We start from the raw sequence: 12,895 nt of genomic DNA, 5'->3' as shown, positions 1-12,895 counted from the left end.
CAAAAAATCTGTATATAAAAATGTTCCTGCAAAACAAAAAGCTCCCGAATTTCGGGAGCTTTTTGTTAGAGCAATTCAAAATTACTTCGAACCTTTAATCCCTGCTTGTAACAACAATGCACCTAAACCACCAATTTTATTTTCTTGTGGTTTAGCGGCTTGTAGTTTTTTCGCTTGTGGACGCTCAGTCTGAGGACGTGACTGCTGTGGACGTTTCGCTTGTGGCTTACGCTCTGTACGCTGTTCTTGATCACGACGTGGTGCACGCGCTGCTTTTGCAGGTGCAGCCGAACCTTCAGGACGCATCGATAAATTCACACGGTTACGCTCTACATCAACCTGCAACACACGCACTTGAACAATTTGACCTGGTTTCACCACTTTATGCGGATCAGCCACAAATTCATTGGCCAACTCAGAAATATGCACCAAACCATCCTGATGTACGCCCACATCCACGAAAGCACCAAAGTTGGTCACGTTGGTTACAACACCTTCAAGCTGCATGCCTTCAGTCAACTGCGCCACTTCAGTAATATCTTCACGGAATTTAGCCGTACGGAATTCAGGACGTGGGTCACGACCTGGTTTTTCCAATTCAGACAAAACATCCTGAATAGTTGGTAAGCCGACTTGCTCATCCACAAATTCTTCAGCATTCACCGAACGGATAATTTCAGTATTACCAATAATATCTTTAACCGTGGTCGCTTTGGCAGCCACAATTTTTTCTACTAAACCATAAGATTCAGGGTGCACTGCAGAAGCATCCAAAGGCTCAGAACCTGCCTGAATACGTAAGAAACCTGCTGCTTGTTCAAAAGTACGTTCGCCTAAACGCGGTACGTTTTTCAAAGCTTGGCGATTGTCAAAACGGCCATGTTCTTTACGGTATTCAACAATTTGCTGTGCAATGGCTTTATTCAAACCTGCGATATAACCCAAAATTGCTGAAGATGCCGTGTTGACATCAACACCGACCGAGTTCACACAGTCTTCTACCACAGCTTCTAAGGTTTTTGCTAAACCTGCCTGATTCACGTCATGTTGATACTGACCCACACCGATTGATTTTGGATCAATTTTTACCAATTCTGCCAATGGGTCTTGCAAACGACGTGCAATCGACACTGCACCACGAATCGACACATCTAGTTCTGGCAACTCTTGCGATGCCAATTCAGAAGCTGAATACACAGATGCACCCGCTTCAGATACAGACACACGTGTTAATTTCAAGTCACTGTGCGCCGCCATCATTTCTGCCACAACCGCTTCAGTTTCACGGCTTGCAGTCCCGTTACCAATCGCGATTAAATCAACATTGTGCTCACGGCATAAACGTGCAAGTTCTTCAATCGCGCCTGCTTTGTCTTCTTTAGGTGCAAATGGATAAACCGTGCTATGTGCAACCACATCGCCAGATTGGTTCACCACAGCCAGTTTGACACCTGTACGGATGCCAGGGTCTACGCCCAGCGTACAACGCGCACCTGCAGGTGCAGAGAGCAATAAATGACGCAAGTTTTCTGCAAAGACATCCATCGCTTCAGCTTCGGCAGCCAAACGCTTTTCAGTCAATAATGAATGTTCGATTTGTGGACGCACTTTGCCCAACCAGAACAATTTTGCCGTTTGCTTTAAAAAGTCCTGACGTGCTTGCGGCTGAATTTGATCTAAATTGTATTCAGTTTCAATACGTGCCAAAGGTGCACTGTCTTCACCATCAACTTTTAAACCCAAGACGTTTTCTTGGCGACCACGCAACATCGCCAATAGGCGATGTGAAGGCACTTTGTTGAGGTTTTCTGAAAAATCGAAGTAATCACGGAATTTTTTGCCCACTTCTTTTTTCTCTTCAGAAGCAACCAAGCTTTTTAATACCGCTGTTTTGGCAAAAATTTCTTTTAATTCTGTGGTTAAGGCAATATTTTGTGCCCATTCATCAATCAGAATGTGTTGTACCGCATCTAGCTGACTGTCTGCATCAGGATAGTCTGCATGACTAAAGCCTGCTAAAGCTTCGCTTGGCTCAACCTGTTCTGCAAAAATTTGCGCTGCAATTGGGCCTAAACCTGCTTCTTTAGCTTTAAACGATTTACTGGTGCGTTTTGGACGGTAAGGTGCGTAAATTTCTTCTAAAGCATTTTTGGTTTCAGCAGCGTTAACCCGTGCCAATAAATCATCAGATAATTTATCTTGTTCTTTGAGTGATTCTATTACTTTTTCGCGACGCTCATATAAATCACGTAAATACGATAAACGTGTATCGAGCTGACGTAGCTGCGTGTCATCTAAACCTTGCGTCACTTCTTTACGGTAACGTGCAATAAATGGAACGCTAGCACCTTCATCAATAAGTTTGATGGCAGCTTCTACTTGATTTGGTCGTACGGCAAGTTCTTTTGCTAACTGCTGAACTAAGTCAGTCATCGTGTGTGATCCTACAAGGATAAGTACTAAAAGCCATGATTATAAAGACCAAGACTATAAAATCCACAATTGTTTTATGAATTTTATAAATGGTGGTTTTTTGGCGATTTTTGCCAATTCGGCTAAATTTTATAAATCTAAATAAAATTCAGGCTTATGTTAGACTCAAACGGACAAATATGTCAGTTTTTCGCATGGGAATGCTGTATATATTTGGTATCTATGTCTTGATTTTATCTGCAATATTTGTTGCTTTAGAGCATAGGCAATAGATACCAATGAATCGTATACTCAAAGCCAACTCAACTTTTTGTTTACGATGACAATAAAGAATAAAGGAGCACATCATGAGTTTAGTTGTACCTGCTGAAAAAACAGATACCGTACACAGCGAAACTGACCGCGTTGAACGCATTCTCGTTGTCGATGATGATGTGCGTTTACGTACCCTGTTACAGCGTTTCTTGGAAGATAAGGGCTTTGTGGTCAAAACTGCCCACGACGCGACACAAATGGATCGTTTGTTACAGCGTGAACTGTTCTCTTTAATCGTGCTTGATTTTATGCTGCCTGTTGAAGATGGTTTAAGTATTTGCCGTCGTTTACGTCAATCTAACATCGACACGCCAATTATTATGCTGACGGCTCGCGGCAGTGACTCTGACCGTATTGCAGGACTTGAAGCAGGTGCAGATGATTATTTACCAAAACCGTTTAATCCAAATGAGCTGTTAGCGCGTATTCGTGCTGTATTGCGTCGTCAAGTGCGCGAGGTACCAGGTGCACCAAGTCAGCAAATGGAAGTGGTTGGTTTTGGCCCATGGTCACTAGATTTATCGACCCGTACTTTGACACGTGAAGGTCAGGTCGTGACCCTAACTACAGGTGAATTTGCAGTACTCAAAGCGTTGGTACAACATCCTCGTGAGCCTTTAACCCGTGACAAGTTAATGAATTTGGCGCGTGGTCGTGAATGGGGTGCGATGGAGCGTTCGATTGATGTTCAGGTTTCACGTTTACGTCGTTTAATTGAAGAAAACCCTGCCCGTGCACGTTATATTCAAACGGTTTGGGGTGTCGGTTATGTATTTGTTCCAGATGGTGCGGAATAAGTTGAAAATGATGTGAGGCTTCAGCCTCACATCTTCATGCAATGATCAACATTTATGCACACCGATCATTGTGCTAGATTTAAAGAACAGACATTCCAATAACAAGTATATTCATCATAAAATTTCACTCACTAAATTCGCTTTACAACCTCTGCCACAGGACAAGATGTGAAACTCGAACCCATCGACCCACAAGAATTTACCGACTATGTGGCGTATTCTGAAAAGAAACGTACCCGCTGGGAGCGTTTTCTGGACAAAATCAAACCACGCTCTGCAGCCATGCGCACCACGGTACTGGTGGTTTTTGTGGTGTTGTTTAGCCTGTTTATGTCGTTGTGGTTCTTTTGGCGCACCTTGTATTTACCTGAAATTCAACAACACGCCCGCTATTTAGCGGTTGAACTGGAAATTTTAAACAATCCAGATTTGCGCATTTTTCACAATGAAGCCGAAGTCGATGTCGATGCGTGGCTTAAAAATCGGGTCGGCATTGAATATGTAACCGATCCACGTGAGTTTCCTAATGTACGGGAAAAAGTCATTGCAGAGTTTTTTACCCAACAAATAGAAAAGAAACTGGCAACTGAATTAAAAATGCAGGATGTCACGGTCTATTTCCAGTTCAAACCAAGCCCGCGTATTTGGATTCAAACCCCAGAAATGAATGGCAACTGGGTACGTGAACCCCTTAAAACCTATGCCAACTACAGCCCTGAATTGGTCTTTGGCTGGCTTTTGGGTATTCCACTGTTAGCTGCAGCAATTATTTTAACTCTAGTACGTCAGCTGAATCGTCCTTTGCGTCGTCTGCAAAATGCCGCCAATAGCTACAGTAAAACAGGCAAAGCACCTTATTTAGAAACCAATCACGGTCCGCAGGAAATTCGTGAGGTCAACCAAGCCTTTAATCACATGATTTATACCTTGGAACAGACTGAACGTGACCGTCGTATCATGTTGGCAGGTATTTCACACGACCTGCGCACGCCACTGACACGGATTCGTTTAAGTGCCGAAATGATGCCCGATGATGATTTTTTAAAAGAAGGCTTAATTTACGATGTAGAAGATATGGATGCGATTTTAAATCAATTCATTTCTTATATGCGTGATGGTTCCGATGAAGAATTACAAGAAACCGATTTAAATGTTTTGCTGCAGGAATTGATTATTCAATTTAAACCGTTGGATATTCGCTTTAACGCACAAGAATTACCTTTAATTCAGGCGCGCAGTTTGTCGCTGAAACGTCTGATTGGCAACCTGATTAATAACTCGAAACGCTATGGTGCAGAGCCAATTGAGTTGTCTGCAGAAGTGCTGGATGAACACATTCGGATTAGCGTGGCAGACAACGGTACAGGCATTCCAGAAGACCAAATTGCCGATTTAATGCAGCCTTTTGTACGCGGCAATGAAGCACGTACTGTACAAGGCAGTGGCTTAGGTTTGGCAATTGTAAAACGTATTGTCGATATTCATCAGGGCGAGCTCACCATTCAAAACCGTGAACACGGTGGTCTTGAAGCCATCATTACCCTGCCGTTACAACCTGAAATCGTTGAAGAAAAAAATAATGTTGGCACGCTGGAAAAAATCAAACAAAGTTTGAGTGAACACTTCTAAACGGCTGACGCTTTTGATCTCTATCTGGCTTGCTATATACCAATTTCAGACCAACAGCAAATCGGATGGACGATCAAAGTAAAAAATTCAGATGGTGCATATCAAAATTGTATAAAAATATATCAAACAAATTGTAATATTTACCTTTTGATATATAAATAAACTATTAAATTCAATTATTTATGTATTATTTTATATTTTTATACCACCATTTAGGCAAAAAATTAGACCTTAGCCTAACACCTATGCAAAATACCTTTTTTGATCGGTACAATCGGTATCAGTCTAGTATTTTACGAGAGTTCGCCATGTCTTTAGATCGCATCCGTTTAGCCTCCCTCCACGACAAAGTAATCAGCGCAGAACAAGCTGCTGAATTCGTTCAAGATGGTATGACCGTAGGTATGAGTGGCTTTACTCGTGCGGGTGAAGCAAAAGCTGTTCCACTTGCATTGGTGGCACGCGCTAAAACCAACCCTTTAAAAATTGACTTAATTACTGGCGCAAGTCTTGGTAATGATTTAGACAAGCAATTGACTGAAGCAGGTGTTTTGGCTCGTCGTATGCCGTTCCAAGTAGACAACACCTTGCGTAAAGCAATTAACCAAGGTCAAGTTATGTTCATTGACCAACACTTGTCTGAAACTGTTGAGCAAATGCGTAACAACACGCTAAAACGCCCAGACATCGCGATTGTTGAAGCAGTTGCAATTACTGAAGACAGCTTAATTATTCCAACAACTTCTGTAGGTAACTCTGCAAGCTTTGTTGAATATGCAGATAAAGTCATTATCGAAATCAACACCACTGTAAGCACAGAATTTGAAGGCCTACACGACATTTATATTCCTGAAGCACGTCCAACACGTGGTCCAGTGCCATTAACTCACGTTGAACAACGTATTGGAACCAAAGGTATTCAGTTAGACCCTGCAAAAGTTGTGGGTATTGTATTTAACGATACCTTGCTTGACTCTCCATCTAACGTGACCGATCCAGATGACGAAACTCAAGCAATTGCAGATCACTTGATCGCATTCTTTGAAAACGAAGTAGCACAAGGTCGTTTACCGAAAAACTTGGCACCTTTACAAGCAGGTATCGGTTCAATTGCAAATGCAGTATTAACAGGCTTCAAACACTCTAACTTTGAAGACTTGGTGATGTACTCAGAAGTACTCCAAGACTGTACGTTTGAATTGATTGATGCAGGCAAAATGAAGTTCGCTTCTGGCTGTTCAATGACTTTGTCTGAAAAATGTGGCGATCGCGTATTTGGTAATCTTGCACACTACAAAGACAAATTCATTTTACGTCCACAAGAAATTTCTAACTTCCCTGAGTTAGTACGTCGTTTAGGCATCATTGGTATTAACACTGCACTTGAGTTTGATATTTACGGTAACGTGAACTCAACCCACGTATGCGGTACCAAAATGATGAACGGTATTGGTGGTTCAGGTGACTTCGCGCGTAACGCACACTTGGCGATTTTCGTGACTAAATCGATTGCGAAAGGCGGTGACATTTCATCTATCGTTCCAATGGCTGCGCATGTAGACCACAACGAACACGACGTTGACATCTTAGTCACTGAGCAAGGTTTAGCAGATTTACGCGGTCTTGCACCACGTGAACGCGCTCGTGCGATTATCGACAACTGTGTACACCCAATGTACCGCAATGCATTGAATGATTACTTTGAGCGTGCATGTGCAAAAGGTGGTCACACTCCTCACCTACTTCGTGAAGCATTATCTTGGCATGCAAACTTCGAAGAACACGGTCACATGTTGACTCCTGCACAACAAGAATCTGCGCAACCAGCATAATTCGCGTGCAATAAAAAACGCCCTGATTTTTCAGGGCGTTTTTTTATGTCTTAAGTTTTTATGTCTTAGATTGTCACAAGGTCATTTGCGACAACGCACTCCATTTTACTCAAATGCCAAAGCTTTAAATTCATCTATAAAATGCTGCCCTAACTGGCGTAAACCATCCACACTGAGTGTGGTTTCAATCACACCCAAAGACACCACATCACGTTGAATTTGCAGCACAGTTTGACCTTGCGGGTTGATATAAAAACGAGAACCCAAAGTTGCAAATTTGCTTGCTAAGTCTAGGTTTTGTTCAGCTCGAACTTGATTCACCACATCTTGCGCGGTAAAACGGTATTGATCATGCAGCAAATTTAAGCTGTTGGATTGCCCATATTCTGCACTTAATGCACAATCATCCAAGACCTGTAAAGGCTGATCAAGATTGGCAAAAGCAGTCGCAGGGAGACTCAGCGCAAGACTGAATAAAATAGGGAGAGAAAATTTTAACATTGGACACCTCGCACATAGGTAAATTACACCTGTGGAGAAACATCCTTTTTTCACCAACTTATATTTTAAGTTCAAAAATCACTCAATACATTGACTTTTTATACCAAGCGACCTAAACGCAGCAAAACTGGAAACTGAATTTCCAAGCCCTGAGCAGGTTGCTGCTGCAACAATTGTTGTAATTCAAGCAAGGGCGTATCAGTATGTTGCTTTAAATAATGCTGCAGTCCCGACCAAGTGTTTAAATAATTCAGCAATTGTGCTGCCGACCAACGATATTTCAGGCAAAGTTCGGGTGTCACGATTTCTTGAAATGGGAAAGGAATCGTGCGATATAAGTCATCAATATAACGACGTTCAGCATCCCAACAACCTTTTAAGGTCTGAAAATACAAGCGTTGAATTGCGGTATTCACCTCAGGATCTACAGCTTGAATCAGACCGTAGCCCACCGCAGCAAATATTCCACTCGGTTTTAGCACCCGATGCACTTCGGCATAAAAGGCATCAAAATTGAACCAGTGAATCGCTTGTGCAACGGTAATTAAATCCACACTCGCATCTGCCAATCCGCTGTCTTGCGCCAAGCAGATACGATAACTCACATTTGCCCACTGCGGTGCCAAATCCAACTGTGCTTGACTTAAATCTGTGGCTAAAATCTGCTGAAAATGTGGTACCAATAACTGGGTAAACTGCCCCGAACCGGCACCACAATCCCAGGCAAAAGTTCGTTCAGGTACATGCTTTAAAATTTCCTGGACAATTTCTGCAGAATAAGCCGGACGGGCCTGTTTATAGCGCAAGCTGTCATCAGAAAACAGATCTTTCATTTAACGATGCTCATAATATTTATAAATTTAATCAATGACCTGATCAATTCTAAAACTGGTCTGGGCAATGAGCACCCGCTGATCATTCAATTGATAATATTTAACATCGTATGGAGCCAATTTCCAGCTCTGGGCAGGATTAAAACTGACCCGGTGGTTCCCGACTGGCTGAGCATATAACGGAGTAATGATCTCTGAAGAACATGACTAGCTCACAGGCTGAAAACAGCCCCAATTTTCAACTGCGCAGGCATTTGCCACTTTCTCGCGGCGGCAAATATAGGCTTCGCTGGCAAAGCTAAGGATTTTTTCAAAAGAAAAATGATTACTTTTTCGGTGTCGGTAGCTCAGGTACAGAAAAATTATTTATAGAATGTTCAATCGCACCAATGCTGACATTTTTCAGGTCGAGCTGTATATGCATATCACGATCGATGGGCTGCATACTGTTGCTACGGTTTATACCAAAGGGTTGCAACATAATATACAAGCCTTGTGTAGGATCACTCGACTGTAAACCCTGAGCAATACTCAATACATACTGTTGTAGAAAGGGCGATAACGAATTTAGGTCGGGTTGTGCTTGTAAGGGCTGAATTTCCAGATTGGCAACCACATGGCTGTCGATCATAAAGTTTTGTGCTTCACGTGAATTACGAATAACTTGATGCTGTAAAGCACGGAGATTTTTTTCATCATTCTGATACGGCACAATCCCGGTTTCTGTACGTAACTCTGGCTCGGCCAGTACGTGCAGGGTGGGTAAGGTCACCGCGTCATCCGCGTGGACCATCATGCTCCATGGACAGCCCAATATCAGCAGCAAAGGATATATTTTTATAAATTTCATAAACTTGTCTCGCAACGTAATTTCAGGACAATGCAGTTTTACACCATGCAAGAAAAAAATTTTTCACTGCAACCGTATACGTTTTATAGCCTACCTGAAAATCAATTTTGGCTCACCTTGACTCGGATAAACGGTCTTTTTCACTTTCTTAAATCTATTATGGGTATGCAATTTTTCTTGGAATTTTAATGCGCTTTGCATGTAATTATAATTCTCTATGACCAACCTAGAGGCGAAAAAAAAACCTCAAACAGTGTTTGAGGCTTTTTGAATATGGTGGCGAGACCCAGGATCGAACTGGGGACACACGGATTTTCAATCCGTTGCTCTACCGACTGAGCTATCACGCCAATGCCGTGTATTAAGCCGTATCTCGGCTGAATAGTCAATAAAAATCATCACTTTTTTATTTGATCGCATAAATTTTATGCAAAAAAAATCCCTGATGGGATCAGGGATTGAAAACGTTTAACCGTTTTGAATATGGTGGCGAGACCCAGGATCGAACTGGGGACACACGGATTTTCAATCCGTTGCTCTACCGACTGAGCTATCACGCCAATGACGCGTATTAAACAGTTTCAGCTGTAAATCGTCAATAGTCTTTTTCGCTTTTCAGTGCAAATGTTTACTTTTACAGCAACCTCATTCTATTTCTGCTGAAATATCACCCAAAAATTTAAAAATGAGTTCTTTTCCAATTAAATTTTGACAAACTTCCGATACGCGAATGTGGGGCACGGATGCCCCACGTTACCCATCACGACAAGGATGTCGTGTATGGGTAACAAAAGACTTTTGCCTACTTTGGGTCTTGCCAAAGTAGGAAGATGCCTACGCAAAGCTATTTAAACCTTAGCTAAAAATTGTGGCTGTGCAAGCACAAAAAACAATATAGGATTTAGATAAACTTCTTTCACAAATCCGATTAAAACCATACTTCAATCCCCCATCATCCTCTTACGGAAGATATTCCTCATCCCTGAGCCATATATGGCGCAAGAGAAGGGATTTTCGATACTAATTTAATTTTGACCTATACGGATAAACTGAAAAGACAGACACAACGTCAGCTTTTTAAAAACTCACAACTTACCCAAATGCGCCAAACAACGATGAATCGCACCACAACCCGGCTGAAAGTGCTGCACACCTTTGGCTTCTTCCATACGGCACACCTCACTCACCAAACGATCTGCCACACCTCGACCACGGTTTGCAGGATGCACCACAATATATTCAAGCGTACGATGATCATCTTGCCCTGTGCACCAAATCGCACCAATCACTTTAGTATTAAATTCTGCCGTGTAAAGTAGGGTATACTGAGCCAAGTTCTGCTCAAGTTGGCTTACCGCATCTTGCCCATCGCCAAATTCAGGGCTGGTATCATACAGTCGCTCAAGCTGGCTGCGCACTTCGGTATTTTCCAGTGAAGTATAGGCATGTACGGTAATAGGCATTGATTAACCCTCCTGAGCAATCTAATATGCTGAGACTTCGTCACAGCGAAAACATTTTACATCAATCATTTTTGACGTTTTTTGAGGAACGTGTCTATGACCCAACGTATCAGTGAAGTGGTGAGAAATACCAACGAAACTAAAATTCGAGTTCGTGTGAATCTGGACGGTACGGGTCAAGGCACACTCAACACTGGAGTTCCATTTTTAGACCATATGATTGATCAAATCAAGCGACACGGTTTGTTTGATATTGATATTCATTGTGATGGCGACTTGGAAATTGATGATCACCACACTGTAGAAGACTGTGGTATCACGCTTGGACAAGCTTTTGCTCAAGCTTTGGGCGATAAAAAAGGTTTACGACGCTACGGTCACTTTTACGCACCACTTGATGAATCTTTAAGCCGTGTGATTGTCGATTTATCGGGTCGTCCGGGTTTATTTATGGATATTCCATTTACCCGCGCACGTATTGGTACTTTTGATGTGGATTTATTCTCAGAATTCTTCCAAGGCTTTGTCAACCATGCATTAATGACACTGCACATCGACAACCTCAAAGGTAAAAACAGCCACCACCAAATTGAAAGCGTATTTAAAGCATTTGCACGTGCTTTACGCATGGCATGTGAAGTCGATCCGCGTGCTGAAAATACAGTGGCATCAACCAAAGGAACACTCTAATGACCCGAATTGCCCTTCTTGACTATGGCATGGGAAATTTACACTCTGCAGCGAAAGCTTTAGAGCATGTGGGTGCAACGGTAGATGTGACCAATGACCCAAAACTGATTGCACAAGCCGATAAAATTGTGTTTCCAGGTGTGGGTGCTATGCGTGATTGTATGCAAGGCATGCATGAAGCTGGCATTGATGACGTGGTACGCAACGCGGTCTTTAATAAACCTGTACTTGCAATTTGTGTAGGCATGCAGGCGCTGATGCAACATTCCGAAGAAAATGGCGGAGCAGATGCACTGGGCATTTTTGCAGGTACAGTCAAACGCTTTCCTGAAGTAGCAGGTTTAAAAGTGCCACACATGGGTTGGAATCAGGTACATCAACGTGACCCGAGCCACCCTATGTGGAACAACATTGAACAAGATGCGCGTTTTTACTTCGTGCATAGTTTTTATGTTGAACCGCAAGATGAAAAAATCGTGGCCGCGACCTGTGATTATGGTTTAACTTTCTGTACAGCCCTGCATCAAGACAACTTGTTTGCAACGCAGTTCCACCCAGAAAAAAGTCACACTGTTGGTTTGCAGTTACTAAAAAACTTTGTGGAATGGAATATCTAATATTCAGGATGCTTCAATCAATAAAGCCGAGTTAATCTCGGCTTTATTTTTGCGTGAATGTTTTTCACTTTTATTGCACATTGATTTGTGTTTAAAATTAAAGCGTTTTTTATACCTTTTATTCAAAATAAACTGAGGGTCTGTCGATAATTGGTCTATGTTTGCGATGTGAGAGAGATATCTCACAAGATTTTTGAGCAAATATAGGGTATGCGACAGAAAATTCAAAAAATCTAGGAATTACAACAATGAGTCAATATGTAGAAGATTCTGCACTCAGTGCAGCGGGGCGTTTTGGTCGATTATCATTTTTAGCGTGGAACTGTTTGCTCAGCTTGGGGCTTGCAGTACTGATTGCAATTATTGCCGTTGTTGCACCCAATTTATTGCTAGAGCTCGGCTCTGGCTCTATGGGCATCGGCATGATCTTGCTCGTGATCATTTATATCGTTGCGTTCTATTTTAGCTTTATTTTCACCATCCGCCGCTTGCATGACCGCAATCATACTGGCTGGTTATCTTTGCTGATTTTGGTGCCTTTGGTGAATATTATTATGGGTTTATATTTGGTATTTGCACCTGGCGATGATCGTCAAAATAGCTATGGTGCGGTACGTGAAACTGCAGGTTGGGAAAAAGTACTGGCTTGGATTTTTATTGTGCTGATGATTTTGGCGATTATTGGCAGCTTCTTGTCAGGTATATTCAGCAACGTCTAAGCAAAAATATTCCACTTGGTTGATATTTCGAAATAGCCCATCTATTGGGCTATTTTTTCAGGATATTCGCTGCAATCTTTGTCCTGCACGTAAGCGTCCGCTGAACCCCATGCCTATTTTTTAATTCGGTTCAGGTTTCCAGCGGTGTGGTAGCAATTCTTCAATCTGAGTCACTTTATGTGTCGGCAACCTTTTCAGCACATCACTTAAATAGGC

The 12,895-nt window shown here is 42.2% G+C and carries 12 protein-coding genes and 2 tRNA genes; 6 read left to right on the top strand and 8 right to left on the bottom strand.

Annotated features, from left to right (window positions below; translation table 11 throughout):
- Positions 1–81 precede the first annotated feature (81 nt).
- Positions 82–2,433: a Tex family protein gene (locus tag FTU98_RS07950; protein ID WP_179995881.1), complete on the bottom strand. Its 2,352-nt coding sequence runs from the start codon at positions 2,431–2,433 to the stop codon at positions 82–84.
- A gap of 347 nt (positions 2,434–2,780) precedes the next feature.
- Here FTU98_RS07950 and ompR point away from each other — a divergent pair, with 347 nt between their 5' ends.
- From ompR to FTU98_RS07935, 3 genes are all read left to right on the top strand, one after another.
- Positions 2,781–3,545, top strand: coding sequence for a two-component system response regulator OmpR (ompR, locus tag FTU98_RS07945; RefSeq protein ID WP_004974415.1), 765 nt, complete (start codon positions 2,781–2,783; stop codon positions 3,543–3,545).
- A 168-nt stretch (positions 3,546–3,713) separates the two neighbouring features.
- Entirely contained in the window at positions 3,714–5,174 is a 1,461-nt protein-coding gene (locus tag FTU98_RS07940) for an ATP-binding protein (RefSeq protein ID WP_004974413.1), read from the top strand.
- Between the two features lie 308 nt (positions 5,175–5,482).
- Complete coding sequence (locus tag FTU98_RS07935; RefSeq protein WP_004974412.1) at positions 5,483–7,006, top strand: acetyl-CoA hydrolase/transferase family protein; 1,524 nt, start codon at positions 5,483–5,485, stop codon at positions 7,004–7,006.
- Between the two features lie 105 nt (positions 7,007–7,111).
- Here FTU98_RS07935 and FTU98_RS07930 read toward each other — a convergent pair whose 3' ends face one another.
- From FTU98_RS07930 to FTU98_RS07905, 6 genes are all read right to left on the bottom strand, one after another.
- Positions 7,112–7,507, bottom strand: coding sequence for a hypothetical protein (locus FTU98_RS07930; RefSeq protein WP_004974410.1), 396 nt, complete (start codon positions 7,505–7,507; stop codon positions 7,112–7,114).
- Positions 7,508–7,605: 98 nt separating this feature from the next.
- The gene (locus tag FTU98_RS07925) at positions 7,606–8,340 is read right to left on the bottom strand and encodes a class I SAM-dependent methyltransferase (protein ID WP_154320240.1); all 735 of its coding nucleotides are present in this window, start codon (positions 8,338–8,340) and stop codon (positions 7,606–7,608) included.
- 325 nt (positions 8,341–8,665) lie between these two features.
- The gene (locus tag FTU98_RS07920) at positions 8,666–9,133 is read right to left on the bottom strand and encodes a hypothetical protein (RefSeq protein ID WP_242769863.1); all 468 of its coding nucleotides are present in this window, start codon (positions 9,131–9,133) and stop codon (positions 8,666–8,668) included.
- A 331-nt stretch (positions 9,134–9,464) separates the two neighbouring features.
- A tRNA-Phe gene (locus tag FTU98_RS07915) sits at positions 9,465–9,540 on the bottom strand.
- Positions 9,541–9,674: 134 nt separating this feature from the next.
- Positions 9,675–9,750, bottom strand: a tRNA-Phe gene (locus tag FTU98_RS07910).
- A gap of 525 nt (positions 9,751–10,275) precedes the next feature.
- Complete coding sequence (locus FTU98_RS07905; RefSeq protein WP_096902643.1) at positions 10,276–10,653, bottom strand: GNAT family N-acetyltransferase; 378 nt, start codon at positions 10,651–10,653, stop codon at positions 10,276–10,278.
- A gap of 96 nt (positions 10,654–10,749) precedes the next feature.
- On the opposite strand from FTU98_RS07905, the gene hisB reads away from it, so the two are divergent.
- The 3 genes from hisB to FTU98_RS07890 all read left to right on the top strand — a co-directional run bounded on the left by hisB (position 10,750) and on the right by FTU98_RS07890 (position 12,679).
- The gene (gene hisB / locus FTU98_RS07900) at positions 10,750–11,343 is read left to right on the top strand and encodes an imidazoleglycerol-phosphate dehydratase HisB (RefSeq protein ID WP_096902642.1); all 594 of its coding nucleotides are present in this window, start codon (positions 10,750–10,752) and stop codon (positions 11,341–11,343) included.
- On the top strand, positions 11,343–11,960 hold the full coding sequence (gene hisH / locus FTU98_RS07895) for an imidazole glycerol phosphate synthase subunit HisH (RefSeq protein WP_004974401.1): 618 nt from the start codon (positions 11,343–11,345) through the stop codon (positions 11,958–11,960). The genes hisB and hisH overlap by 1 nt, the downstream gene beginning before the upstream one ends.
- A 248-nt stretch (positions 11,961–12,208) precedes the next feature.
- Positions 12,209–12,679: a DUF805 domain-containing protein gene (locus FTU98_RS07890; RefSeq protein WP_004974398.1), complete on the top strand. Its 471-nt coding sequence runs from the start codon at positions 12,209–12,211 to the stop codon at positions 12,677–12,679.
- A 120-nt stretch (positions 12,680–12,799) separates the two neighbouring features.
- Here the strand turns inward: FTU98_RS07890 and FTU98_RS07885 are convergent.
- The coding region (locus tag FTU98_RS07885) for a transposase domain-containing protein (RefSeq protein ID WP_075175639.1) at positions 12,800–12,895 on the bottom strand (96 nt) is incomplete at its 5' end.

The sequence above is a fragment of the Acinetobacter sp. YH12211 genome (assembly GCF_013418015.1).
GTDB lineage: Bacteria > Pseudomonadota > Gammaproteobacteria > Pseudomonadales > Moraxellaceae > Acinetobacter > Acinetobacter towneri.
The sequence above is the reverse complement of the archived record's forward strand: the minus strand, read 5'-3'. Positions and strand labels throughout refer to the sequence as shown.